The sequence below is a fragment of the Variovorax sp. PEI5 genome (assembly GCF_056679935.1).
Window position 1 is genome coordinate 2,273,965 of the sequence record NZ_CM155257.1, and the last position, 25,794, is coordinate 2,299,758.

21 protein-coding genes are annotated in these 25,794 nt (G+C 72.2%); 14 read left to right on the plus strand and 7 right to left on the minus strand.

All coding sequences use genetic code 11. The features are described 5' to 3' along the window. The 4 genes from AC1MLT_RS10485 to AC1MLT_RS10500 all read right to left on the minus strand — a co-directional run bounded on the left by AC1MLT_RS10485 (position 1) and on the right by AC1MLT_RS10500 (position 4,364). Positions 1-1,185 (minus strand): acetyl-CoA C-acyltransferase, encoded by a 1,185-nt coding sequence (locus AC1MLT_RS10485; protein WP_481032220.1) that lies wholly within the window; start codon positions 1,183-1,185, stop codon positions 1-3. Continuing rightward, positions 1,182-3,038 (minus strand): bifunctional isocitrate dehydrogenase kinase/phosphatase, encoded by a 1,857-nt coding sequence (gene aceK, locus AC1MLT_RS10490; RefSeq protein WP_481032221.1) that lies wholly within the window; start codon positions 3,036-3,038, stop codon positions 1,182-1,184. The genes AC1MLT_RS10485 and aceK overlap by 4 nt, the downstream gene beginning before the upstream one ends. Beyond that, positions 3,019-3,828: a carbonate dehydratase gene (gene can / locus AC1MLT_RS10495; protein WP_481032222.1), complete on the minus strand. Its 810-nt coding sequence runs from the start codon at positions 3,826-3,828 to the stop codon at positions 3,019-3,021. Before can ends, aceK begins: the two co-directional genes overlap by 20 nt. Positions 3,829-3,902: 74 nt before the next feature. After that, the gene (locus AC1MLT_RS10500) at positions 3,903-4,364 is read right to left on the minus strand and encodes a MerR family transcriptional regulator (protein WP_481032223.1); all 462 of its coding nucleotides are present in this window, start codon (positions 4,362-4,364) and stop codon (positions 3,903-3,905) included. Between the two features lie 113 nt (positions 4,365-4,477). On the opposite strand from AC1MLT_RS10500, the gene AC1MLT_RS10505 reads away from it, so the two are divergent. The 3 genes from AC1MLT_RS10505 (at position 4,478) to AC1MLT_RS10515 (ending at position 7,970) form a co-directional block, all read left to right on the plus strand. Continuing rightward, on the plus strand, positions 4,478-5,560 hold the full coding sequence (locus tag AC1MLT_RS10505; RefSeq protein WP_481032224.1) for an MBL fold metallo-hydrolase: 1,083 nt from the start codon (positions 4,478-4,480) through the stop codon (positions 5,558-5,560). Continuing rightward, positions 5,557-6,984 carry a leucine-rich repeat-containing protein kinase family protein gene (locus tag AC1MLT_RS10510; RefSeq protein ID WP_481032225.1) on the plus strand — a complete coding sequence of 476 codons (1,428 nt, stop codon included), beginning with the start codon at positions 5,557-5,559 and terminating at the stop codon, positions 6,982-6,984. The genes AC1MLT_RS10505 and AC1MLT_RS10510 overlap by 4 nt, the downstream gene beginning before the upstream one ends. A 209-nt stretch (positions 6,985-7,193) precedes the next feature. Next, positions 7,194-7,970, plus strand: a complete 777-nt coding sequence (locus tag AC1MLT_RS10515) for an SDR family oxidoreductase (RefSeq protein ID WP_481032226.1) — start codon at positions 7,194-7,196, stop codon at positions 7,968-7,970. On the opposite strand, the gene AC1MLT_RS10520 is transcribed toward AC1MLT_RS10515, so the two are convergent. Beyond that, complete coding sequence (locus tag AC1MLT_RS10520; protein ID WP_481032227.1) at positions 7,930-10,047, minus strand: acyltransferase family protein; 2,118 nt, start codon at positions 10,045-10,047, stop codon at positions 7,930-7,932. The genes AC1MLT_RS10515 and AC1MLT_RS10520 overlap by 41 nt on opposite strands. A 142-nt stretch (positions 10,048-10,189) precedes the next feature. Continuing rightward, positions 10,190-11,614, minus strand: coding sequence for an aminotransferase-like domain-containing protein (locus AC1MLT_RS10525; protein WP_481032228.1), 1,425 nt, complete (start codon positions 11,612-11,614; stop codon positions 10,190-10,192). 124 nt (positions 11,615-11,738) lie between these two features. Between AC1MLT_RS10525 and AC1MLT_RS10530 the strand changes: the two genes are divergently transcribed. From AC1MLT_RS10530 to AC1MLT_RS10560, 7 genes are read left to right on the plus strand one after another with little or no spacing between them, the layout of a single operon-like run. After that, a complete protein-coding gene (locus AC1MLT_RS10530; protein WP_481032229.1) occupies positions 11,739-12,338 on the plus strand; it encodes a LysE family translocator in 600 nt (199 codons plus the stop codon). Beyond that, the gene (locus tag AC1MLT_RS10535; RefSeq protein WP_481032230.1) at positions 12,335-13,285 is read left to right on the plus strand and encodes a DMT family transporter; all 951 of its coding nucleotides are present in this window, start codon (positions 12,335-12,337) and stop codon (positions 13,283-13,285) included. Before AC1MLT_RS10530 ends, AC1MLT_RS10535 begins: the two co-directional genes overlap by 4 nt. Positions 13,286-13,344: 59 nt before the next feature. Next, positions 13,345-14,580: an aminotransferase-like domain-containing protein gene (locus tag AC1MLT_RS10540; protein WP_481032231.1), complete on the plus strand. Its 1,236-nt coding sequence runs from the start codon at positions 13,345-13,347 to the stop codon at positions 14,578-14,580. A gap of 19 nt (positions 14,581-14,599) precedes the next feature. Then, complete coding sequence (locus tag AC1MLT_RS10545) at positions 14,600-15,241, plus strand: glutathione S-transferase family protein (RefSeq protein WP_481032232.1); 642 nt, start codon at positions 14,600-14,602, stop codon at positions 15,239-15,241. Positions 15,242-15,298: 57 nt separating this feature from the next. Then, entirely contained in the window at positions 15,299-16,300 is a 1,002-nt protein-coding gene (locus AC1MLT_RS10550; protein ID WP_481032233.1) for a PhzF family phenazine biosynthesis protein, read from the plus strand. Between the two features lie 17 nt (positions 16,301-16,317). Next, positions 16,318-17,013: a VOC family protein gene (locus tag AC1MLT_RS10555; RefSeq protein WP_481032234.1), complete on the plus strand. Its 696-nt coding sequence runs from the start codon at positions 16,318-16,320 to the stop codon at positions 17,011-17,013. A 10-nt stretch (positions 17,014-17,023) separates the two neighbouring features. After that, complete coding sequence (locus tag AC1MLT_RS10560; RefSeq protein WP_481032235.1) at positions 17,024-17,665, plus strand: LysE family translocator; 642 nt, start codon at positions 17,024-17,026, stop codon at positions 17,663-17,665. 16 nt (positions 17,666-17,681) lie between these two features. Here AC1MLT_RS10560 and AC1MLT_RS10565 read toward each other — a convergent pair whose 3' ends face one another. After that, entirely contained in the window at positions 17,682-21,374 is a 3,693-nt protein-coding gene (locus AC1MLT_RS10565; RefSeq protein ID WP_481032236.1) for an autotransporter outer membrane beta-barrel domain-containing protein, read from the minus strand. A 220-nt stretch (positions 21,375-21,594) separates the two neighbouring features. Between AC1MLT_RS10565 and AC1MLT_RS10570 the strand changes: the two genes are divergently transcribed. The 4 genes from AC1MLT_RS10570 to AC1MLT_RS10585 all read left to right on the plus strand — a co-directional run bounded on the left by AC1MLT_RS10570 (position 21,595) and on the right by AC1MLT_RS10585 (position 25,767). Next, on the plus strand, positions 21,595-22,269 hold the full coding sequence (locus AC1MLT_RS10570) for a histidine phosphatase family protein (RefSeq protein ID WP_481032237.1): 675 nt from the start codon (positions 21,595-21,597) through the stop codon (positions 22,267-22,269). A gap of 131 nt (positions 22,270-22,400) precedes the next feature. After that, the gene (locus AC1MLT_RS10575) at positions 22,401-23,579 is read left to right on the plus strand and encodes a hypothetical protein (protein ID WP_481032238.1); all 1,179 of its coding nucleotides are present in this window, start codon (positions 22,401-22,403) and stop codon (positions 23,577-23,579) included. After that, positions 23,576-24,673, plus strand: a complete 1,098-nt coding sequence (locus tag AC1MLT_RS10580; protein WP_481032239.1) for a hypothetical protein — start codon at positions 23,576-23,578, stop codon at positions 24,671-24,673. Before AC1MLT_RS10575 ends, AC1MLT_RS10580 begins: the two co-directional genes overlap by 4 nt. Continuing rightward, positions 24,670-25,767 (plus strand): type II secretion system protein, encoded by a 1,098-nt coding sequence (locus AC1MLT_RS10585; RefSeq protein ID WP_481032240.1) that lies wholly within the window; start codon positions 24,670-24,672, stop codon positions 25,765-25,767. The genes AC1MLT_RS10580 and AC1MLT_RS10585 overlap by 4 nt, the downstream gene beginning before the upstream one ends. Positions 25,768-25,794 lie beyond the last annotated feature (27 nt).

The window sequence follows — 25,794 nt, forward strand, 5'->3', positions numbered from 1 at the left end:
TCATGCCAGTTCGATGGCCACGGCCGTGCCCTCGCCCCCGCCGATGCACAGCGTGGCCACGCCGCGCTTCAGGCCACGCGCGCGCAGCGCGTGGATCAGCGTGACCATGATGCGGGCCCCGCTGGCGCCGATCGGATGGCCCAGCGCGCAGGCGCCGCCGTGCACGTTGACGATGTCGTGCGACACGCCCAGCTCCTCCATCAAGGCCATCGGCACCACGGCGAAGGCCTCGTTGACCTCCCACAGGTCGACGTCCGCGACGCTCCAGCCGGTCTTGGCGAACAGCTTGTGCACCGCGCCCACCGGCGCGGTGGAGAACCACTCGGGCTGCTGCGCGTGCGTGGCGTGGCCGACGATGCGCGCGAGCGGCGTCACGCCCAGGCGCTCGGCATGCGAGCCGGTGGTCATCACCAGCGCGGCGGCGCCGTCGTTGATCGACGAGCTCGATGCCGCCGTGATGGTGCCGCCATCCTTCCTGAACGCCGGGCGCAGCGTGGCGATCTTGTCGAGCCGGGCCTTGCCCGGGCCCTCGTCGATGGCGACCAAGGTGTCGCCGTTGCGGCCCTTGAGCGTGACCGGCGCGATCTCGGCGGCGAACAGGCCATCGGCGATGGCATGGCGGGCGCGCTCGACGCTGGCCGTGGCGAAGGCATCCTGCTGCTCGCGCGTGAAGCCGTACTTGGCCGCGCAGTCCTCGCCGAAGGTGCCCATCGAGCGGCCCGGCTGGTAGGCGTCCTCCAGGCCGTCGAGCATCATGTGGTCGAACAGGCGGTCGTGGCCCATGCGGTAGCCGCCGCGGCCCTTGAGCATCAGGTAGGGCGCGTTGGTCATGCTCTCCATGCCGCCCGCGACGATGACCTCGTGCGTGCCGGCGAGCAGCAGGTCGTGCGCGAGCATCGCCGCCTTCATGGCCGAGCCGCACATCTTGCTGAGCGTGACGGCCCCGGCGCTGTCGGGCAGGCCGCCTTTGTAGGCCGCCTGGCGCGCCGGCGCCTGGCCCTGGCCGGCCATCAGGCAGTTGCCGAACAGCACCTCGCCGACGGCCGCCGGCGCGATGCCCGAGCGCTCGACGGCCGCACGGATGGCCGCGCCGCCCAGGTCGTGCGCGGCGAGTGACGAGAAATCGCCCTGGAAGGCGCCCATGGGGGTGCGGGCGGCGCCGGCGATGACGATGGATTCGGTCATGGGGAGGTCTCCTGGTTGGGAAAGTGGGATCGGTCCGGGGCGACGGCCGCGTCCTCGCGCGGGAAGCGCCGGGCCTCGTCGTAGGGGAACACGTCGGGCATCTGGCCGGCCTGGATGCGCGCCTTGTGGTGCTGCCAGAACGCCGCGTCGAGCAGGTCGGCGTGGTGCGCCATGAAGGTCTCGCGCACCCGGTCGTTGCCCAGCAGGAAGGGCGCGAAGGTCTCCGGGAACACGTCGCGCGGGCCGACGGCGTACCAGATCTCGCCGCTCATCTCGTCCTCCTCGTTGCGCGGCGCGGGCACCCGGCGGAAGTTGCAGTCGGTGAGGTACTCGATCTCGTCGTAGTCGTAGAACACCACCTTGCCGTTGAGCGTGACGCCGAAGTTCTTCCACAGCATGTCGCCGGGGAAGATGTTGGCCGCGACCATGTCCTTGATGGCGTTGCCGTACTCGACCACCGCGTGCGCGAGCTGCGACTGCGCGCGCTGCGCCTGCGCCGGGCCCTCCGGCCGGGCGATGGCGTCGAACATCTCCTGCAGGTAGAGGTTCAGCGGGATCATGCGGCGCTCGATGTAGACGTGGCGCAGCACCAGCTCCAGCTCGCCGTTGCCGTCGCGGTCGGCGATCTCCAGCTGGCTCGGGGCGAAGGCCTCGATCTCGGCCACCAGCGCGGGATCGAAGCGCGCCAGCGGGAAGCCGACCTCGCTGTACTCCAGCGTGTCGGCCATGCGGCCGACGCGGTCGTGGTGCTTGACCAGCTGGTACTTGGCCTTGATCTGCTCGCGCGAGGTGTCCTTCTGCGGCGGGTAGTGGTCCTTGATGACCTTGAAGACATAGGGGAACGAGGGCAGGTCGAACACCAGCATCACCATGCCCTTGATGCCCGGGGCGATGCGGAAGCGGTCGCTGCTGTAGTTCAGGTGCGAGAGGAAGTCGCGGTAGAACAGCGTCTTGCCCTGCTTGGCCAGGCCGAGCGCGGCGTAGATCTCGGCGCGCGGCTTGCGCGGCATCAGGGCGCGCAGGAAGCGCACATAGGCCGAGGGCACCTCCATGTCGACCATGAAATATGCCCGCGCGAAGCTGAAGAGCATCTGCAGCTCGTCCTCGCCGAAGAGCGCGGCGTCGATGCGCAGGCGACCCTCGTCGTCGTGCAGGAGCGGCAACGCGAAGGGCAGCTCCGTGAAGCCGTTCATGACGCGCCCGACCACGTAGGCGCCCTTGTTGCGATAGAACAGCGAGGCCAGCACCTGGAGCTGGAAGTTGGCGCGCAGGCGCACCTGCTGGAAGCGCCCGCGCAGCGCCTGGGCCACGCGCTCGGCATCGCGGCGCCGGTCGACGAAGCGGCCCTGCAGGGCGTAGTCCTCGAGCATGCGCTCGACGCAGTCGGCCAGGGTCTCGTGGGTCGGGTAGTAGGCGCGGTAGGTCGGCGCGCCGCGCGGCTCGATGTACTCGGTGCTGATGGCCGGGCGCACGAAGATGAAGTCGTTCTGGAAGTACGCCCGGTGCAGGATCTTGGTGGTGACGGAGTTGAAGAAGCTCTCGCCGAGTTCCGGCTGGCGGTGGTCCACCAGCAGGCCGATGAAGTGCAGCTTGACCTGCTGCCAGACCTCCATCGGCTGCTCGCCGGCGCCGAACTCCTTGGTCAGCCGCGCCACCGCCTCGGCCACCCGCAGGTCGTAGAACTCGATGCGCTCGCGCTGGGCGCGCCGCTGGCCGTGCCAGTCGGCGGTCTCGAAGCGGTGCTTGGCGCGCGCCGACTCGGCGCGGAACAGCCGGTAGTGCCGGTCGAAGCCGTCGATCAGCGCCTTGGCGATGTCGTAGGCGAGCGGCGAATCAAGGCGCTGGGGAAACATGGTCCTGGCTGCTGCCGACGGCGGCCGGCGCCTCGAGCGTGGGTTGCGCCGTCGGCGCGGGCGGCGGCGTGCGCACGACGGACTCGGCGCGCGGGCGCGGCGGGATCACCAGCGGCTCGGCGGGCTTGCCCCACTTGTGGCGGATGCGCTGCACGGCGGCCTTGTAGATGGCGTCGAGCGGCTTGCTGCCATCGACCGACAGGCGCAGGTCCTGCAGCAGGCCGTCGTGCACGCCATAGCACCAGCCGTGGATGCGCACCTTCTGGCCGCGGCTCCAGGCATCCACCATGACGGTGCTGACCGCCACGTTGACCACCTGCTCGGCCACGTTGAGCTCGCACAGCGCGTCCACGCGCACCGGCTCGGGCAGGGTGTCGAGCATCACGTGGTGGCGGTCGCGCACGTCCTGGATGTGGCGGATCCAGTTGTCGGCCAGGCCGATGCGCGTGCCGCTGAGCGCCGCCTTGACGCCGGCGCAGCCGTAGTGGCCCACCACCATGATGTGCTCGACCTTCAGGTGCTCGACCGCGAACTGGATCGCCGAGAGCGCGTTGAGATCGGAATGGACCACGATGTTGGCGACGTTGCGATGCACGAACACCTCGCCCGGCTCCAGCCCGGTGATCTGGTTGGCGGGCACCCGGCTGTCGGAGCAGCCGATCCACATGTAGCGCGGCGTCTGCTGCTTGACCAGGCCGGTGAAGAAGCCGGGGCGGTCGCGCTCCATCTGGGCGGCCCAGGCGCGGTTGTGGGCGAACAGGTCTTCGAGGGTGTCTTCGGAATCGGACATGGGTGGAAGGTGGGGAAGTGGGTGGAACGAAGGCGGTGGAGGCGGTGGAGGCGTCCGGTCGGGGCCGTGGCGCGTCAGAGCGGCGCGGCGGCTGCGCGGGGCGTGCGGCGCGGCGGCTTGCGCGGAGGCCCGGGCGGGGCGGCCGGCCCGCGTGCCCGCGCCAGCGCGGCGCGGGCCTGCTCCTCCTGCAGGCGGACGTCGTCGAGGTTGCCCTGCAGCTCGGCCAGCTGGCGCTCGAGCTGCGCGCGGTGCTCGCCCAGCACACCCAGGAACCGCTCCAGCTGCGCCACGGTGTCGCGCGGGCTGTCGTACATGTCGAGGATGTCCTTGACCTCGTTCAGGCTCAGCCCCAGACGCTTGGCGCGCAGGGTCAGCGCGAGCCGGGTGCGGTCGCGCGCGCCATAGACGCGCTGCCGCCCGCCCGGGCCGGTGCGCGCCGGCGCGAGCAGGCCCTTGTCCTCGTAGAAGCGCATGGCCCGGGTCGTGAGCTCGAACTCGCGGGCGAGCTCGCCGATGGTGAAGGTCTGTACGGACATGGAAGGAAGGCACGGGTTGCGGGAGCGACAGGCGGGCGGAGGGGCCGTGCCTACAATGAAAACCCCGCCGCATGACGTTGACGTCAACGTCAACCTCGCCGCCATACTATCCCATGAACCTCCTCGAACGCGAACTCCACTACCCGCTGGGCGACCGCCTGCCGACCCCCGGCGAGGCCATCGACGTGGCGCCCGGCATCCGCTGGATCCGCATGGGCCTGCCCTTCGCGCTCGACCACGTCAACATCTGGCTCCTGCGCGACGAGCAGGACGGCCCCGACGGCCGCGTCGAGGGCTGGACGGTGGTCGACTGCTGCATCGCCAGCGACGCCTCGCGCGCCCAGTGGGAGGAGATCTTCGCCACGCGGCTGGAGGGCCTGCCGATCCTGCGCGTGATCGTCACGCACATGCATCCCGACCACATCGGCCTGGCCGACTGGATCTGCCGCCGCTGGAACGCGCCGCTGTGGATCAGCGCCACCGACTTCCACGTCGCGCGCGGCCTGACCGCCCCCGGCGCGGCGGACAACACCGCCGGCGGCGACGAGGCGGCCGACTTCTTCGCCAGCCACGGGCTGGTCGCGGGCGAGGCCGTGCAGCGCATCCGCGACCGCACCGGCTACTACCGCAACCTGGTGCCGTCGGTGCCGCGCAGCTTCGTGCGGCTGCTCGACGGCGGCGGCGTGACCATCGGCGGGCGCGCCTGGCGCTGCATCGACGGCCACGGCCACGCGCCGGAGCACATCGCCATGTACTGCGAGGAGCTCAACGTGCTGATCGCCGGCGACATGATGCTGCCGCGCATCTCGACCAACGTGAGCGTGCATTCGGACGAACCCGAGGCCGATTCGCTGCGGCTCTTCCTGGAGAGCATCGTCCGCTTCCGCGAGCTGCCGGCCGACGTGCTGGCCCTGCCCTCGCACGGCAAGCCCTTCACCGGCGTGCACCGCCGCATCGAGCAGCTCCAGGAGCATCACCGCGACCGCCTGGCCGACCTGTTCGCGGCCTGCGCCGCGCGGCCGCTGTCGGCGGCCGAGGCGCTGCCGGTGCTGTTCAAGCGCGAGCTCGACGTCCACCAGCTGACCTTCGCGATGGGCGAGACGGTGGCGCACCTGAACCTGCTGTGGCATGCCGGGCAGCTGCAGCGCCGCCAGGGCGCGGACGGCATCCTGCGCTTCGGCATCCGCGCCGCATGAGCGGCCCGTCCGCGCCCGGCGCGCCGGCGAAGGGCGCCGGCGACGAGACCCTGCGCCGCCTGCGCGCCGGCTCACTGGCGGGGGCGCGCCGTGTCGCGCTGGCCTGCGGCCTGACGGAATTCCCGCGCGAACTGTTCGCGCTGGCCGATTCGCTGGAGATCCTCGACCTCTCCGGCAATGCGCTCGACGCCCTGCCCGACGACCTGCACCGGCTGCACCGGCTGCGCGTGCTGTTCTGCTCCGACAACCGTTTCACCACCCTGCCCGCGAGCCTGGGCGCCTGCGCGCGCCTGGAGATGGTCGGCTTCAAGGCCAACCGCATCGACCACGTGCCGGCCGCCGCGCTGCCGCCGCGCCTGCGCTGGCTGATCCTGACCGACAACGCCATCGCCGAGCTGCCCGACGCCCTGGGCGAACGGCCCCGGCTGCAGAAGCTGATGCTGGCGGGCAACCGGCTGGACCATCTGCCCGACACGCTGGCCGATGCCGGACGGCTCGAATTGCTGCGCATCGCGGCCAACCGCTTCGAGCGGCTGCCGCCCTGGCTCGTGCGATTGCCGCGCCTGGCGTGGCTGGCCTTCGGCGGCAATCCGATGTGTCGCGCGCGCGAGGACGCCGCGCTCGCGGCCCACAGCCTGCCGCGCATCGAGGCCGCCGACCTGGTGGTGCAGGAGCATCTGGGCGAAGGCGCCTCGGGCGTGATCCGGCGGGCGCTGTGGCATCGGCGCGATGGCGCTGGCGCTGGCGCTGGCGCTGGCGAAGGCGAAGGCGAAGGCGGGGGCGCGGGCGCTCCGCTCGCCATCGCCGTCAAGCGTTTCAAGGGCGCCATGACCAGCGACGGCACGCCGCGCAGCGAGCGCGCCGCCTGCATCGCCGCCGGCGACCATCCCGGCCTGATCGGCGCGCTGGCCACGGTCGAGGCCGATGCCGCCGGCGAGGGCCTGGCGCTGCGCCTGATCGATCCGGCCTTCGCCGTGCTGGCCGGGCCGCCGAGCCTGGAGTCCTGCACGCGCGATGTCTATGCCGCCGACCTGCGCCTCGCGCCCGCCCGGGCGCTGGGCATCGCGCGCGACATCGCCGCGGCGGCGGCGCACCTGCACGCGCGCGGCCTGCTGCATGGCGATCTCTATGCCCACAACATCCTGTGGCGGCGCGACGCGCCGGGCGGCGACGATGGCACCGCCCTGCTGGGCGATTTCGGCGCCGCCTCGTTCATCGCCGCCGACGCCGATGCCACCGCGCTGGAACGCATCGAGGTGCGCGCCTTCGGCTGCCTGCTGGAGGAACTGGCCGAGCGCTGCGACGAGACGGCGACGGCGACGGCGTTGCGCGACCTCGGCGACAGGTGCCTCGATGCCGATCCTGCGGTGCGTCCCGATTTCGCGCGGATCGACGCCGCGCTGCGCGCCCTGCGCCCGGACTGATCCCGGCGCGCTCGCGGAGCACCGGCGCGGGGACCGCCCGGCGGCACGGGCCGGATCGCCGCTGCTGCTGCCGCCACGGCCGCTGCCGCCGTGGCTGCCGCCACTTCGCCTGGCATTGGCGCCTGCGCGACGCCGCGTGCTCCCCGCCCCTCTTAAGCTGCCCCGGCCCGGTCGCAACGGTGCGCCGGCGCATCACGGAGACACCCCCCATGAACACCACCGACCTCTTCTCGCTCCGGGGCCGCAGCGCCCTCGTCACCGGCGGCTCGCGCGGCATCGGCCGCATGATCGCCGAGGGTTTCCTCGGCCAGGGCGCCCGCGTCTACATCTCCGCGCGCAAGGCCGAGGCCTGCGATCGCGCCGCCGCCGAGATGTCGGCGCTGGGCCCGTGCGTCTCGCTGCCGGCCGATGTCTCGACGCCCGAGGGCGTGAGCGCCCTGGTGGCCGCCTACGCGCGGCACGAGTCCACGCTCGACATCCTGGTCAACAACGCCGGCGCCGCCTGGGGCGCGCCCTTCGACGAGTTTCCCGAGAGCGGCTGGGACAAGGTGGTCGACCTGAACCTGAAGGCGCCCTTCTTCCTCACGCAGGCGCTGGCGCCGATGCTGCGCGCCGCCGCCACCGACCATCTCGCCAAGGTGATCCACATCGCCTCGATCGACGGCCTGTCGGTCAATCCCATGGAGACCTACTCGTATGCCGCGAGCAAGGCCGGCCTGATCCACCTCACGCGCCGCATGGCGCTGCGCCTGGCGCCCGATCGCATCGCGGTCAGCGCCATCGCGCCGGGCGCCTTCGCCTCGGACATGAACCGCACCGCCCGCGACCATGCCGACGCGGTGACGCCGCGCATCCCCGGCGGTCGCATCGGCCGGCCCGAGGACATGGCCGGCGCGGCCATCTACCTGGCCTCGCGCGCCGGCGACTACGTCATGGGGACCACGCTCACAGTGGACGGCGGCTCGTCGCTGGTGCGGCCGGCATAGGCACCGTCGCCTGGGCCATGGTGCGGCCCGGGTCGCCGATGGAGGCATCCGACGGGTCGCCCGGCACGAAGGGCTCGACCGGGGTCGCTGGCGCGGCGGGTGTGGCGGGCGCGCGCTCGGCGCCGAAGACCTCGGCGAACATCGGCACCAGCAGCTTGTTGCCGTACTCGCTCATGTGGTCGTCGTCGAAGTAGATCGGCCGGCCCGCGTGGGCGCCGCGGCAGACGCCATCGGCGCACAGGTAGGGCAGCGGGTCGAGGATCTTCACGCCGCACTGGTCGCGCGCGGCATCCTGCGCGGCCCAGATGAAGTCGTGCCGGCGGTGGTAGCTCGCCAGGGTGATGCCGACCTCCTGCCGCTCGCCCCAGACCATCGCGCGCGCGGTGCTCGGCACGTCGCGGCTCATCTCCGGCACCGGGCGCACCAGGTAGACCGGGTGATCCTTGGCCAGGCGGCAGGCCATGGCGGTCAGGCGATCGGTGTATTCCTTCCTGAAGGCCGGCTCCGGGGTGGCGTAGCGCTGGGTGAAGTAGACCCAGGGCGTGGCGGGATGGTCCTCGTCCACGATGTCGCCGAAGACATACTGGCCATGGCGGTTGATGATGACCACCGGCGTCGTCGCGGGCACCCGCTTCAGCTGCTCCAGCGTCCAGTCGACGAATTCGCTGCAGCGGCGTCCCGAGGCCTCCTGCAGGTGCGCGCCCTCCAGCGTCGGGCAGGCGCTGTAGGACCACTCCATGACGCCCTGCGCCGCCGTCGGCAGCGCGGCGGCCACCGCCGTCACCAGCGCGTTGGCATGGCTGTCGCCGATGACGACGGCATCGATCCGCGGCCCGCCGTACACGCACGAGGGCGAGACGATGCCGGTGTTGAGATTGCACTCCTCGCGACGCGGGTTGAAGTTGCGCGCCTCGGCCGCCACGGCCTCGATCTCCGGCGCGAAGCGGCCGGCGACGCCGTCCCGGGCGACCACGCCCAGCCCCGGCGCCACCACCATGGCGGCGGCGGCGGCCATGGCCAGCGCGCCCCAGCCGCGCGGCAGCCGGCCGAGGCCGACGCGCGCCGGCGTCTCGATCAGGCGATAGGACAGGTCGCCCAGCGCCAGGGTCAGTGCCAGGCCGGCCGCGATGGCCACGGGCTGGGCCAGCCAGCCGGCGTAGTTCAGCGCCACCACGATCGGCCAGTGCCACAGGTAGATCGAATACGAGCGCGTGCCGAGCCACTGGGCCACCGGGTTGCCGGTCCAGGGCGAGGCCGGACGCGCCGCCAGCAGCACCGCCACCGCGCCGGCCACCGGCACCATCGCCCGCCAGCCCGGCCAGGCCGAAGTGGCGTCGAAGGCGGCCAGCGAGACGATCACCAGGCCCAGGCCGACCGCTTCGAGACCGGTGCGCTGGCGCGCCGTGAAGGCCCAGCGGTTGGCCAGCATCCAGGCCAGCCCGCCGGCGAGCATCTCCCAGGCCCGCGTGGGCAGCATGAAGAAGGCGCCGATCGGCTTGAGCGGCGTGCCGACCACCGACAGGGCGAGCGAGCCCAGCAGGCCGATGCCCATCACCCACAGCAGCATGGCGCGGCCGGGACGCAGCTTCCACGCCGCCAGCAGCACCAGCGGCAGCACCAGGTAGAACTGCCACTCCACCGCCAGCGACCAGGTGTGCAGCAGCCACTTGTCGTGCGAGCCGGCGTCGAAGTAGCCGGACTCGCGCCAGTACTTGAAGTTGGACATGAAGGCCACGCTCGACCAGGCATGCGTGCCGAGCGCCTTGTAGTCGATCGGCAGCAGCCAGCGCCAGCCCGCCGCCAGCAGGACCGCGCACAGCACGGCCAGCGCCGGCACGATGCGCCGCGCCCGCGCCAGGTAGAACTCCCAGACCGAGAAGCGGCCGCGCTCCAGCGCCTTGACCACGATGCCGGTCATCAGGAAGCCCGAGATGGCGAAGAACACGTCGACGCCGACGAAGCCGCCACGCAGACCCGGCAGGCCGAAGTGGAAGAGCACGACGGCAGCGACGGCCCAGGCGCGCAAGCCGTTGATGTCGTCCCGGAAACCGGGTGCACCGAGGGTGTGTGAAGTCACGAGACCGTCCTGCTGAGTAGTTACAGGATGTAGTCTTGTGTATATTGTTAATACTTTAAAGTTACTTATTTCACCAAAACGAGCTTTATGACGATTGCGTGAAAAAGTACCGGGCCGGCGTCGCCCGGGATGGCACCGGCCCTCAGCCGCGCCGCAGCCGCGTGAACACCTTCCAGAACGCGGCATCCTGCGCCGTCGCGAAGTTGATCCGCATCAGCGTGCCGGGCGTGCGGGCGGCATGGAACAGCGAGCCGGGCGCCAGCAGGTAGCCCTGGTCGAGCATGCGCTGGGTCAGCGCGTCGGTGTCGACGCCGGTGTCGACCCAGCCGAACAGGCCGGCGGGCTCGGACTCGAAGCGGCAGCCATGCGCGAGCGCCAGCTTGACGGTGCGGGCGCGGGCGCCGTCGAGCCGGGTGCGCACGCGTTCGGCATGCCGGCGCAGCTGGCCCTGGTCGATGCACGAGGCCAGCGCGCGCTCGAACAATGCCGGCGTGGTGAGGGTGGACAGCAGCTTGGTCTCCAGCAGCCGCCCGCTGAGTTCCGGCGAGGCGGCCAGGAAGCCGATGCGCCAGTTGGGCGCCAGGATCTTGGCGAAGCCGCTGACATAGATGGTGCGGCGCAGGCCGTCGAGCGCGCACAGCCGCGTGGCGTGCTCGGGCGCGAGGTGGCTGTAGGTGTCGTCCTCGACGATGTGGAAGTCGTGCTGGGCGGCGAGCTGCAGCACGCGATGCGCGCTGCCGGGCGTGAGGCTGTAGCCGGTCGGGTTGTGCAGCACGCTGACGCTGACGAACAGCTTGGGCGCGTACGTCTCGCAATAGCGCGCCATCACCGCCAGGTCGGGGCCGTCGGCACGCCGGGGCACCGGCAGGATGCGCATGCCCAGCGATTCCAGCCGCGCGAACTCGATCGCCCAGCCGGGCTCCTCCACCATCACCGGATCACCCGCGCGCAGCAGCGTGCGGCTGACGACGTCGAGCGCGTGGGTGGCCCCCACGGTGGTCACGATCTGCTCCGGCGCGGCCGGGACGTCGATGCCCGCGAGCTTCTGCGACAGGCTGCGCCGCAGGGCCGTGTCGCCGGCCGGTTCGCCGTACTGCAGGGAGAGCTCCTGCAGGGCGCGGGTGCCGGTCAGGCGCCGCAATGCCGTCGGCATGAAGGTGGAGTCCATCCAGTCGGGCGGGAACACGCCCATGCCGGGCTGCGGCTTGTCGCTCTGGCGATGGAACATGCCGCGGATCAGCGAGCTGGCATCGGCCGGCAGGCGCCCGGATGGTGGCGCGACGGCCACGCCGGCGGCACGCGCGCCGATGCCGTCGTCCGGGCGCGCCGGCTCGCGCACCGCGTCGCGCACGTAGAAGCCGCGCTGGCGCCGCGCCTCCACCAGGCCCTGGGCGAGCAGTTGGTCGTAGGCCGCGACCACCGTGTGCGGGCTGACGCCCTGCTGCCGCGCGCACTCGCGCACCGAGGGCAGGCGCGCGCCGGGCGCCAGCAGGCGGGTGCGGATGCGCTCGGCGAAACGCTCGGCCAACTGCGAGGTGAGGGACTGGCTGGAGGTGCGGGTGAGCATGGGAGGGGTCGTCCTGGACGGCGTGGCGCCGCGATCTGTGTCTGGCAGCGGCCCCATACAGTCGTCGCCTGTGTGCCGCAAACTGTATTGGTACTGTAATGGTCATGAGTCTAGAGTCCGTGACATGGACTGGCAAGAATTCACCGCGCTGCTGGTGTTGGCCACGGCGATGAGTTTCTCGCCCGGACCCAACACCACCCTCTCCACCGCCCTGGCCGCGAATGGCGGCCTGCCGCGCGCGATGCGCTTCGTGCTGGCCGTGCCGCTGGGCTGGACCCTGCTGCTGGCGCTGTGCGCGGCCGGCCTGGGTTCGCTGCTGGTCGCCGCCCCGGCGCTGCGCTGGGCCGTGAAGGCGGTCGGCATCGGCTATCTGCTGTGGCTGGCGGCCCGGCTCTCGCGCAGCGGCGCGCTCGGCGCCGCCGAGGCCCGCCGGCTCGACGTCGGCTTCACGCAGGGCGTGCTGCTGCAGTTCCTCAACATCAAGGCCTGGCTGCTGGCGCTGACGCTGGTGGCCGGCTGGATCGCCGGGCAGGCCGACGCGCTGCAGCGCTTCGCCGTCGTGGCGCCGGTGATGGCCGCCTTCGCCCTGGCCAGCAACTTCGCGTATGCGCTGGTCGGCGCGCTGCTGCGGGGCTGGCTGGCACGGGGCCGCCGCCTGCTGTGGTTCAACCGGGCGATGGCCCTGCTGCTGGTGCTGACGGCGACCTGGATGGTGCGCGCATGAGACGCGCGGCCCTCGTCGCGACGGCATCGCCCCGCGCCCTCCCCTTCGGCCTGCGGCGCGAGACCCTGGGCCTGTGGCTGGGCCTGCTCGGCGTGGCGATCTTCGCGGTCACCCTGCCGATGACGCGGCTGGCCACCGGCACCGAGGCGGCGCCGCAGCTCTCGCCCTGGTTCGTGACCTTCGCCCGCGCCGTGCTTGCCGGCGTGCTGTCGATCGGCCTGCTGGTGGCCCTGCGCGCGCCGCGCCCGCAGCGCCACGAGTGGCTGCCGCTGGCCTGCGCGGTGCTGGGCAACGCCATCGGCTATCCGCTGCTGCTGGGCCTGGCGCTGCGGGTGGTCACGGCCAGCCACGCGGCCGTGGTCACGGCGCTGCTGCCGCTGGCGACGGCGGCGGTGGCGGCGCTACTGCTGCGCCAGCGCGCGCGGCCGGGCTTCTGGATCTGCGCCGTGGCCGGCAGCGCGCTGGTGGTGGCCTTCTCGCTGCTGCGCGCGCGCGGTGGCGGCCACGGCTTCGGCTTCGGCTTCGAATGGGCCGACCTGCTGCTGGTGGGCGCCGTGCTGGCGGCGGCGCTGGGCTACATCCAGGGCGCGCGCGTGACGCCCTCGCTGGGCGCCGAGCGCGTGATCTGCTGGGTCTGCGTGCTGGCCCTGCCGCTCACGCTGCCGGGCATGCTGCTGACCTGGCCGCGCCAGCCGGTGGAAGCCTCGGCCTGGGCCGCATTGGCCTATGTCGGCGTGTTCTCGATGTGGCTGGGCTTCTTCGCCTGGTATCGCGGCCTGGCCATGGGCGGGGCGCTGCGGGTAAGCCAGCTGCAGCTGCTGCAGCCCTTCCTGTCGATCCTCGCGGCCGTGCCCTTGCTGGGCGAACCCCTGGAGCGCGTCACACTCGGCTTCGCGCTGGCGGTGGTCGCCACGGTGGTCGCCGGCCGGAAGCTGGCCGCGCCGTGAGGCCCGCGCCCGTTTCACCGATCCCGATTCCCATATCCCGACCTTCAAGGAGCTCCCTCATGACAAGCTGGAAACTGGCCCGCCGCGCCGACAAGATGAATCCCTCGGTGCTGCGCGAGATCCTCAAGGTCGCCGACCGCCCGGGCATCATCAGCCTGGCCGGCGGCCTGCCCTCGCCCGCGACCTTCCCGGTCACGGCCTTCGCCGAGGCCTGCGCCCACGTGCTCGCCACCGACGGCCCGGCCGCGCTGCAGTACGCGGCCAGCGAGGGCTACGGCCCGCTGCGCCAGGCGGTGGCCGACATGCTGCCGTGGAACGTCGATCCGGCCCAGGTGCTCATCACCACCGGCTCGCAGCAGGGCCTGGACCTGGTCGCCAAGGTGCTGCTGGACGCCGGCAGCCGGGTGCTGGTGGAGACCCCGACCTACCTCGGCGCGCTGCAGGCCTTCTCGCCGATGGAGCCGGTGCCGGTGGCGGTGGCCAGCGACGCCGGCGGCGTGGTGGTCGAGGACATGGTGGCCCAGGCCCGCGCCACGGCCACCACCGAGGCGGCGCGCTTCATCTACCTGCTGCCCAACTTCCAGAACCCGACCGGGCGCACCATGGACGAGGCGCGCCGCGCCGCCGTCTCGGCCGCCGCCGCGGCGGCGAACCTGCCGATCGTCGAGGACAACCCCTATGGCGACCTCTGGTTCGACGAGGCGCCGCCATTGCCGCTGACCGCGCGCAACCCCGAAGGCTGCATCTACCTGGGCTCGTTCTCCAAGGTGCTGGCGCCCGGCCTGCGCCTGGGCTTCCTGGTGGCGCCCAAGGCGATCTACCCGAAGCTGCTGCAGGCCAAGCAGGCGGTCGACCTGCACACGCCGATCTTCACGCAGCGCATGGTCTGCGAGGTCATCAGGGACGGCTTCCTGGAACGCCACGTGCCCACCATCCGCGCGCTCTACAAGCGCCAGCGCGACGCCATGGTGGCGGCGCTGCGGCGCGAGATGGAGGGCCTGGACGTGAGCTTCGAATTGCCGGTCGGCGGCATGTTCCTGTGGGCGCGCATGCCCGCGGGCATCGACACCACGGCGCTGCTGCCGCTGGCGGTCGAGCGCGGCGTCGCCTTCGTGCCGGGCGCGCCCTTCCATGCCGATGGCCACGGCGACGCGCGCACATTGCGCCTGTCGTTCGTGACGGCCAGCGTCGAGCAGATCGACATCGCCATCGCCGCCCTGGCCGCGACCCTGCGCGAGCAGCTGGCGCACAACGCCGCCGTGCAGGTGCAGCGCGAACTCGCGGCCGCCCACTGAGCCCCGCAGGAGTCGCGCCATGCTCAACATCTGGGGCCGCATCAGCTCGATCAACGTGCGCAAGGTGGTCTGGTGCGCGCAGGAACTGGGGCTCGATTTCCAGCGCACCGAGGCCGGCGGCCGCTTCGGCGTGGTGCGCACGCCCGAGTACCTGGCGCTCAACCCGAACGCGCTGGTGCCGTGCATCGACGACGGCGAGGGCGCGCAGCGCCTGGTGCTGTGGGAGTCGAACGTGATCGTGCGCTACCTGTGCGCCCGCCACGCGCCCGGCACGCTCTACCCCGAGCCACTCGACGCGCGCTTCGACGCCGAGCGCTGGATGGACTGGCAGCAGACCACCCTCAACCCGGCGAGCGGCGGCGCCTTCAGGCAGTGGATCCGCACGCCGGCGGCCGAGCGCGATGCCGATGCGATCGCGCGCTCGGTCGCCGCCACCGAGCCATTGTTCGCGCTGCTCGATGCGCACCTGGCCACGCGGGAGTTCGTGACCGGCGACACCTTCACCATGGCCGACATCCCGCTCGGCTGCGAGGCGCATCGCTGGTTCGGCCTGCCGCCCACCGACTACGCCCGGCCGGCCTGGCCGCACGTCGAGCGCTGGTTCTCCGGATTGCGGGCGCGCTCCGCCGCGCGCGGCGTGCTCGACCTCGCCCTCGAATGACGAGGACCGGCCCATGACCACCTCCACACGACGACGACGAAGAAGAAGATGACGACGATGACGCCCCCGACCAGCTCTCGCCCCTTCCAGCAGATCGACGTCTTCACCGCCGTGCCCTGCCAGGGCAATCCCCTCGCGGTGGTGCTCGACGGCACCGGCCTGGACGACGCGCGGATGCAGCGCTTCGCCCGCTGGACGAACCTGTCGGAAACCGCCTTCGTGCTGCCGCCGACCGATCCGGCGGCCGACTACCGCGTGCGCATCTTCACGCCCGGCGCCGAACTGCCCTTCGCCGGCCATCCGACGCTCGGCACCTGCCATGCCTGGCTGGCCGCCGGTGGCCGGCCGAAGTCGCCCGAGCGCATCGTCCAGCAGTGCGGCATCGGCCTGGTGACATTGCGCCGCGAGGCCGCCGGCGGGGCCCCGGGCGGCGGCCGGCTGGCCTTCGCGGCGCCGCCGCTCGCGCGCAGCGCGCCGAGTCCGAGCCTGCTGGCCAAGGTGGCCCGGGCGCTCGGCCTGGAGGCCACGCAGCTGATCGCCGCGCAGGTGCTCGACAACGGTCCGGTCTGGCTCGGCCTGCTGCTCGACGACGCCGAGACCGTGCTCGCGCTGCAGCCCGACCACCGCGCGCTCAGGACCCTGGGCGTGAAGGTCGGCGTGGCGGGCCTGCACGCCGCCGACGAGACGCCCCTGCTGGCGCGGCGCTCCAACCGCGAGGCGCGCGCCTTCGCCCACGTGGCCGCCGTCTCGGCGAGCGCGGCGTCGGCCGGCGCCCCCTCGGCCCCGGAGGCCGCCACGGCGGCGGCGGAACGGCCGGCGCTGGAGGTGCGCGCCTTCGCCGCTCCGATCGGCGTCGACGAGGACCCGGTCACCGGCAGCCTCAATGCCAGCCTGGCGCAATGGCTCATCGCCGAGGGCCACCTCGACGAGCGCTATGTCGCCGGCCAGGGCCGCTGCCTGGGCCGCGACGGCCGGGTGCACGTCGCGCGCGATGCCCAGGGACAGGTCTGGATCGGCGGCGATTCGGTCACCTGCATCGAGGGTTCGGTGCGCCTCTGAACCTGGGGAGAACCGCCATGCACGCCGCCCGCATCGACCATCTCGTGATCGCCGCCCGCACGCTCGACGAGGGCGTGCGATGGTGCGAGGCCACGCTGGGCGTCGCGCCCGGGCCGGGCGGCACGCATCCGCTGATGGGCACGCACAACCGCCTGCTGTCGATCGCGAGCGACGAATTCGCCCAGGCCTACCTGGAGATCATCGCGATCGACCCGGCGCGGCGTCCCCTGCGCGAGCCGGGCCGGCAGCGCTGGTTCGACCTCGACGACGCGATGCTGCAGGACGGCCTGGCGCGCCACGGACCGCGCCTGATCCATTTCGTCGCCCGCGTCGGCGATGCCCAGGCCGCGCTGCACGCGCTGGCCACCGGTCCCGTGCCGATCGATCGCGGCGCGCTGATCGAGGCCTCGCGCGACTCCGTGGCCGGCCGGCTCGACTGGAAGATCAGCGTGCGCGACGACGGCCAGCGCCTGTTCTATGGCGCCCTGCCCACGGTGATCGAATGGGGGCCGGTGCATCCGGCCGACATGCTGCCGGCGTCGGGCATCGCCCTGCGCTCGCTGCGCGCCCGCCATCCACGGCACGCCGTGCTGCGCGACGCGCTCGACACGCTCGGCCTGGCGGACGTCGTCGTCCAGCCTGGTCCGCCCGACCTGATGGCCGTGCTGGCGACGCCGCGCGGCGTCGTGACGCTCGCATCGGCAGGTCTCTGAGGTCGCGACCATGTTCACCGTCCCCGAACTCGCTTGGTTCGCGTTCGCCTCGCTGCTGCTGGTGCTGACGCCCGGGCCCAACATGATCTATTGCGTGTCGCGCACGCTGTGCCAGGGCCGCCGCGCCGGCGTCGTGTCGCTGGCCGGGGTGCTGGTCGGCTTCCTGGTCCACCTGGTGGCCGCCACCCTGGGCCTGACGGCGCTGCTGGCGGCCGTGCCCTTCGCCTTCGACGCCGTGCGCCTGGCCGGCGCGACCTACCTGCTGTGGCTGGCCTGGCAGGCGGTGCGGCCGGGCGGACAGGCGCCCTTCGCGCCGCGCGCGCTGCCGGCCGATCCACCGGCCCGGCTGTTCCGCATGGGGTTCCTGACCAACGTCCTGAACCCCAAGGTCGCGATGTTCTACCTGTCGTTCTTCCCACAGTTCATCCATCCCGAGCGCGGCCCGGTGCTGTGGCAGAGCGCGACGCTGGGCGCCGTGCAGATCGCGCTGAGCGGCCTGGTCAACCTGCTGCTGGTGCTGGGCGCCGCCTCGATCACCGCGCGGCTCGCGCGCAGCGAGGGCTGGCTGCGCGCGCAGCGCCGGGTGATGGGCAGCGTGCTGGCGCTGCTGGCGCTGCGCATCGCCACCGACACGCGCCGCCCGCAGGCCTGAGCCGCGCGCTCCTGGCCTACCAGCGGGCCTTGACGCCGATCGAGCCCTGCACGCCGCTCTTGATGCGCGTGTCGCCGCCAGCCGAGAAGAGCCGGCCGACCTCGCCATAGACGCTCCAGGTGCGGCCGAGCGCGAGGGTGCTGCCGATGGCGGCCTCGGCCCAGGTGCCGCCGGTGCGCGTGGCGATGTCGGTCGACGCCGCCGGGCCGACGAAGCGGGCGATGTCGGTGCCATGCGTGGCGCCATAGACGTTCACTCGGGCATAGGGCTGCAGCAGACCGGCGCGGGTCGTCATCTCGCCCTTCAGGCGCACGCCGGCGCGGGCGATCCAGCCGTTGTCGGTGTCGTGCCGCACGGTGGCGCCGGAGATGGTGCTGTCGTCGAGGTCGATGCGCTGGTGGATCAGCTGCACCTGCGGCTCGATGCGCCAGCCACCGCCGAGCGCGAACGACTGGCCGGCCTCGATCGACGCCAGCAGGCTGTCGCCGCGCACCGGCGCCGTCGCGTTGCCCAGGGGCTCGACGGTGACGCGGTGGTTGCCGGCCTGCAGCACGGCATCGGCATAGAAGCCCGACGCGTTCATGTAGGTGGCATAGGCGCCGAGGTAGCGCGAGCGCAGGTCGTTGCTGCCCACGCGACCCCAGGTGCCGCCGGCGAAACCGCTGGTGGCGACGCGGCCGTCGAGCTGGCCGACATAGACGCCGGCGCGCCAGTCCTTGCCGGTCAGCAGGTCGGTGCCGACCTGGAAGCCATCGACGCGGCCCCGGCTGGCCGGATCGACGGTGCCCTGCTGGCGGACGTCGATGCGGGTCGAGATGACGCGGCCCCAGGCATTGCGACGGGCGCCGTCGGCGGCGGCGGGCGTGCCGGTGGCGACGGCCATGCCGGCGGGTTCGTCGCCGATGCGCTGGTGCAGGTTGCCCAGCATGGCGAGGTCGGCCTGGCGCAACTGCTGCGGCAGCGCGGCGAACAGCGGCACCTCGGCGCGGTAGTTGGGCACGCCGGCGCTGCCGGCCTGGAGCTCGGGTCGCAGCGTGGCCGACAGCGTGGCTTCCGGCGTCACGCCGGTCGACGGCGTGGTGGGCGTGGTGGGCGTGGTGGCCGGCGTCGTGGGGGTGGTCGCCGGCGTCGTGGGGGTGGTCGCCGGCGTCGTGGGGGTGGTCGCCGGCGTCGTGGTCGGCGTGGTCGGTGTGGTCGGTGTGGTCGGCGTCGTCGTCACGGGTGTGGTCGGCGTCGCGACCGGCGTCGTCGGCGTGGTCACGGGCGTGGTGGGTGTCGTGACCGGCGTCGTCGGCGTCGTGGGGGTGGTCACGGGCGTCGTCGGCGTCGTGACCGGGGTGGTCGGGGTGGTCGGCGTCGTCACGGCCGGCGTGGTCGAGCGCAGGTACCAGCTCTCGCCGGCGCCGCTGGCATCGGCCGCGTGCAGCGTGTAGGCATAGGCACCGGCATCGACGTGGCCGCCGGCCAGCGCGAAGGCGCTGCGCGTGGTCTGCGCGGTGGTGGTGGCGCCGTTGCGCGCCGCGACGATCTCGATGCCGTCGCCGGTGGTCAGCGCACCCAGGCCGCCGAGGTTGGTGACCTGCACCGTGGTGCGGCCGCTGGCGCTGGCGCCGGCGCCGTCGAGCACCAGGCGATCGCTGACGCTGGCGCTGTTGCCCAGGGCGGTGCCCAGGCGCAGCGTGCCGCCATTGCCGACATAGGCGCCGGTCACCGTCAGGTCGGTGCCCGGCGTGGCGCCCAGTACCGAGACGACGCCGCTGTTGGAGAGCGAGGCGACGCGCTGGCTCAGGCCGGCGAGGTCGAGCGTGGCGCCGACGGCCACCGCGTGGGCCGAGGCCGCGCTCAGCGTGTAGCGCGCGCCGGCCTTCAGCGTGCCGGTGTCGATGGTGGTGGCGCCGGTGTGGCTGTTGGCACCCGAGAGCACCAGCGTGCCGCTGCCGCTCTTGACGATGGCGCCGCCGCTGCCGCCGGCCGCGCCGCCGTCCTGGATCACGCCGGAGATGGCGTTGTCGAGGTTCAGGCCGCCCAGCGTCAGGGTGCTGCCGCCCAGGCGCACGTCGCCGGCGCCGTCGAGCGAGCCGATGGCGCTGGCGCCGGTGCGCGAGACGTCGACGAAGCCGGCGTTGGCGACCTTCAGGTCGGCCAGCGTGGCGCCGGCGCCCACGCGCAGGCCGGCATCCGCGCCGACCCGCACGGCGCCGCTGCCCAGCGCGCCGGTGGTCTGCATGTCGATCAGGCCCTGGCGCAGGTCGGTGCCGCCGGAGAAGCCGTTGGCCGTCGTCAGTTCGAGCGTGCCGGCGCCGGTCTTGACCAGGCCCTGGCTGCCGCCGCTCTCGCCGATGGCGCCGGACTGGCGCACGCTGCCGCCGTCGACGTTGAGCGTCGCGGTGCCGGTCAGGGTGATCGCATTGGCGATCTGCGCGACGCGGGTGGTGTCGTAGTCGAGCGTGGTGCCGCCGGCCAGCGCGAGGCCGCCGGTGCCCAGCGCGCTGTCGTGGGCCACGCGCAGCGTGCCGCCCTCGACGGTGGTGCCGCCGGAATGGCTGTTGGCGCCCGACAGCGTGAAGACGCCTGGGCCGTACTTGACGATCCGGCCATCGGCCGCGACGCCCGGCACGCCGGCATCGGAGATGGTGCCGGAGAAATCGCCGGCGCCGGTGCGCAACGTGCTCGAACCCAGCACGATGGTGCCGTCGCCCTGCAGCGCGCCGATGGTCTCGGTCAGGCCGGGGCGCAGGAACAGCATGCCCGGCAGGTGCGTGCGCTCGCCGGTGTAGGGGTTGTCGAGCGCGAAGCCCTGGCTGCGGATGGTGACGGTCGAGCCATCGGCGATCTGCTCGCTCTCCAGGAAGGCGACGCTCGAGGTGCCCTGCACCAGCAGGTCGCCGGCGATGGAGGTGGCGCCGCCGGTGCGCGCCAGGCCCAGCACGGTGCTGCCCTGGACCGTCGTCAGGCCGGTGTAGGTGTTGGACTTGCCGCCGACGAAGTCGAGGTCGCCCCAGTAGCGGTTCGAGGCCGGAGCCTCGATGGTCAGGCCCTGCGTGCCCGAGACCACGCCGCCCATCTCGAGCAGATAGGTCACCGACGAGGGCGGCGCGACGAAGCGGATGGTGGGCGTGGTGGCGGTATCGAGCCTCACGTCGCCGTCGAGCCTGAGACTGCGCTGGGCCGCCGCGGGCGTGCTGTTCTGGTCGAGCGGCGCGACGGTGAAGTCGCCGTTGACGACGATGTCGTTGGCCAGCGTCACGCCACCGCGTAGGGTGCCGCCGTTGATCGTCAACGTGCCGGTGCCCAGCGAGCCGGCGTGCGTCACGGCCAGCGTGCCCTCGTCGAGCACGGTGCCGCCGGTGTGGGTGTTGGCGCTGCTCGCGGCCGGGAAGTCGCGGCCCAGCACCAGCGTGCCCGCGCCCTGCTTGACGATGGTGCCGGCGCCCGAGATCAGGCCGGTCTGGTTGGCTTCGGCGTCCGGCGCCGCGATGCTCAGGACCTGTCGGGTCGACGCGGCGACGTCGATGGCCTCGGCGCGCACCTGGCCGTCGAGGTAATGGATGTCCTGCTGCGCGCTCGCGCCGGTCGCCAGCACCAGCGCTCCGGCCAGCACCAGTGCCGAGCGCACGCCACGACCGTGACCGCATGCACGGTCCACCTCGGAAATCGCGACCCAGGCACCCAGCGCTTGATTCCAAACGCTACGATAAGACTTGTTCATTACATCGACTCCATGGAGTTGGGGTGTCACCCGGACTGGCTTCTGAGAACCAATCCAAATGTATTAATCTGAAAGTATTCATTGTTTCAGAATGAACACATTTTTATTAACTTGGTAACAACTTCCATGGGCGACCGTGCGTTAAGGCACACCCGCTCACGTCTCCGGGTCGTCGCGGCGGCGACCGCCCCCCGATCGCCGCCTGCCCAGAATCGCCGGCATGGGAACCCTCTATCTCGTGCGTCATGGACAGGCCAGCCTCGGCGCGGCCGATTACGACCAGCTGAGCGAACTCGGCCATCGGCAGGCCGTGCGCCTGGGGGCGTACTGGCGGGAACGGGGGCTGCGCTTCGATGCCGTCATCACCGGCACGCTGCGACGCCATCGCCAGACCTGGGAGGGCATCGCCGAGGGCCTGGGACTGTCGACGCGTGACGCGACGCCCTGGCCGGGTCTCGACGAGTACGACAGCGACGCGGTGATCGCCACCCTGCAGGCCGGCCCGCTCGCCAGGCCCGACACGCCCGAGCTGTACAAGCGCCATTTCCGCCTGCTGCGCGAGGGCCTGTCGGGCTGGATGGAGGGCCGCACCGCGCCGGTGGGGATGCCCAGCTACGTGGACTTCCTGGCCGGCGTGACGAGCGCGCTCGACCACGTGCGCCAGCATCACCACGGCGCGCGCGTGCTGGTGGTCTCCAGTGGCGGGCCGATCGGCACGGCGGTGAGCCATGTGCTGGCGGCCGGCACCGCGACGGCCATCGAACTCAACATGCGCCTGCGCAACACCGCCGTGACCGAGCTGGTCTTCACGCCGCGCCGCCAGTCCCTGCTGACCTTCAACACGCTGCCGCACCTCGACGGCCCGGCCTACGAGGACTGGGTGACCTATGCCTGACCGGTCCGCCACCGGCGCCGCATCAAAAATCTGAAGAATGCTGCATCAGATTTTGTAAGCATCGCATCGGGTCGTAAGCTGTCCGCCGCCGTGATTTCCATGGCGACGATGACCGCAGGGAAGCCGACCTCATGATCTCAGCACAGCGTGCGTCCTCCGCGCAATCGGGTGTCCTCGCCCTGGGGCTCGCCCTGCTGATGATCGTCTTCGTCGCCATGTTCGCGGCCCTGGTCTATGTCGGCCCGCACCCCCCGCCACCGGGTACCGACCAGGACGCGATCCTGCAATGGGCCGAGGAGGCGATCGAGGGTTTCGCCACCACCCGGGGCCGGCTGCCGTGTCCGTCCCGGACGCCGGGTGGCGCGGAGGATTGCGGCGCGGCCTTCGCCAAGGGCTGGCTGCCGGTCGCGTCGATCGAGCCCGTCGCGCCCATCCCACCCGTCGCACCGGGCTCGCACGACCGGTCGGCCGCATCCGTGATCTACGTGGTCTATCGCGGGGCCGGCGGCGGCGACCCCGACCTCGCGGAAGCCGGCGATGCCTACCGGCCGACGCAGGATCCCGGCTATCCCTCGATCGGCGGACGCAATGCCGACCTGTGCGGCAAGCTGCGGGCGACCACCCCCCCGCCCGATGGGCGCGCGAGTGTCGTCGACCCGGCCGACGCCGCGGGCGTCACGCGCATCGCCTATGGCATCGCCGTCGCGTTCCAGGGCCAGTCGGTCGCCGACTCGGCCCTCAACGCCGGCCCCGCGCCGCGCCTGGAGAGTCCGTGGCGCCCCGCCGAGGCGACCTATCGCGACCGCGTGCGGGTCCAGGACTTCGACGCCTTCGCACAGGTGATGTCGTGCGGCATCACGCTGGCCTCGCTCGACACCCTGGCCGTGGCCACCACCTGGACGGAGGACTCGACGGCCAAGCGCAAGGACTCGATCGAAGGCAGCTTCGAGATCGTGAAGATCGAGTCCGTGATCATCGCATCGGAGATCGTCGACCTGATCTCCTCGACGATCGACACGGTGGCCAGCATCGTGACCGCGGCACAGGCGCAGGGACTGGTCGTGGTGGCCACGGCCGGACTGCCGTTCACGCTGCCGGTCCTCGTGCTGGCGGAACTCGGCGTCGCCACATCGATCAGCGCCCACGCGATGGCGATCGTCGACACCATCGTCACGGCGTTGGGCCTGACGACCGAAGCGCTCTACAGCCTCTCGTATCTCGACCTGGCCCTCAGGGCCGAGGCCTCGCGCGTCTGGCCCGACGCGTTGCCGCTGCTGGCCGCGGCCGATGCGAAAGGCAGCGCCCCGTGACGACGCGACACCCGGGACGCCGGCGGGGGCCGCACGGCTGGATCCTGATCGAATCCGCCCTGACCCTGAGCCTGGTCGCCGTGCTGACCGTGACGACCTTCACCGCCATCGACAGGATCCAGGGCCGGCTGGCATCGGACCTCGCGCTGCAGGATCTCGAGCGGTCCGAGAACGCCCTCGTGGGTTATGCCCAGGCCCATGCGCGACTGCCCGCGCCCGACGACGGCGCGCCCAGTGCGACGCGCCCGGGCTATGTCGAGGGATGGCTGCCGCTCGATGCCCTGGGCCTGAGCTCGACGCGGCGGATGCGCTACATCGTCGAGGCATCGCTGCTGCACGCGCCGCCACCCTACGACCCCGATCCGCTACGCCTCACGGCCGGCCGCATCGGCGCGCGCGGCACCATCAACGGCCTGGACCTGTGCTGGCAGCTGATGCGGCTCGAACGAGCCGGCACGGCGCTGCCGGGTGGCATGCGGCTCGGATTCGGCATCCAGCAGGCGGTCTGGCCCCACAGCGGCGCGCCGTTCGACGCCTCGCAGATGTGGCTGGAGGACGCCAGCCCGGGCACCCCGCCGGCGGGTGTGCGCCTGGACACGCGAACCCGGGGGCCGGGCGAATTCGCCGCCACGCTGGGCTGCTTCGAACGCTTCTCTCGACTCTCCGCCGGCGTCCGCTCGACGGCCGCCGCCCTCGACCTCCTGCGGCTGGCCCGGCAGGAGATGACGCTGCGCCAACTCAACCTGGACCTCCTCGAGGACTCGCTGCTCAACATGAAATGGCGCCTGATCAACTGGAGCATCGCCATCGAGAAGTTCGTCCTGTCGATGGTGCTGGAGTTCATCGGCATGGAAACGACGCCCATCTCCATCGCCAAGAGCATCCTGAACGTCATCTCGCTGGCGGGCGCCATCGCCGGCACCAGCTGGCTCATCAACACCGACCGCGAGGGCATCGACAAGGGCAACGAGGCACTCGATCAGCTACGGACCCGGCGGGACCACGCGAAAGCCCAGGTCGCGCGGCTCCAGGCCGAGGTCGAGGCCCAGACGCGACGGACCCTGCGGCTGCAGGCCTCGGGGCTGAACCCATGAGCGCACGCCACGGACGCCCGGCGGCGCGCCGGACCCCGGGACAGCGCGGCATCTCGCTGATCGAGATCGCCATCGCCGTGTCGGTGATCGGCGTCTGCGCGGTGCTGCTGTGGAAGGCGGTCGACCACCGGCTCTGGCGCGAGCAGAGCCAGCGGGCCTCGTCGATGATCGGCCGCGCGCACGACGCGCTGCTCGCCTTCGCCTACCTGCACGGACATCTGCCGTGCCCCGCGCCCTCCACCGCGGGCACGGCGACATGCGGCCCGGACGAGGGCTACCTGCCCTACCTCACGCTGGGCCTGCCCGCTCCGGAAGCCGGGCACATCCGCTATCGCGTCTCCACCCACGTGCCCACGCTCGCCACGCGCGCCAGCGCGCCCTATTCGGTGGTCGTGGCGCAGGCGGTGGGCAGGTACGGCGACCTCGAGCCGCGCGACGCGACGCTGGCCGACCTCACGTCCCATGGCCAGGAGGCCCTCTACGACCTGTGCACCGCGCTCGGGGGCGCGCCACTCGGCGAACCGGCCTACGAACTCTCGATGCGCCCCGACGCCGGTTTGATGGACACCGCCACCAACAGCCTCGGCACGGCACCGGCGCGCGTCGGGCGCGCCATGCTCGCCGCGCGGCTCGGCTGCGCGCCCCTGTCGGCAGCCATGCGGTCGCACTTCCATGCGGCGCTCGGCGCCCGGATCATGGCGCGCGCCATGCGCGACTACCGGGACCAGTTCGATCTGGCCTTCCACATGTACCTGGCCGACCTGGCCCAGGGCCTCTTCTTCGCCGCCTCGGCCAGCTATGGCACCAAGCGCGCGGTCACGAAGATGATGGTGGCCAAGGCCGAGGCCGAGGGCACCGCCCTGCTGCACGACGTCCCGTTCGTGAAGGCGATGCTCACCGTGGGCACCAGCGGCATCTATGCAGGAGCCATGGTCTCCAACGTCGCGCGCTTCTCGAAGAACATCGCGACGGCGGTGGTCCGCCTGGGGACCGTCCAGGACCTGGAACGGTCGACCCGGAGCACGGCCGACGACATCGGACGACGCGCCGTCACGAGCGCCCGGCCCGAGTCCTTCGGCGTCACCCGGCCCTAGGCGAAGCGGGGCGACGCGCGCCACGCC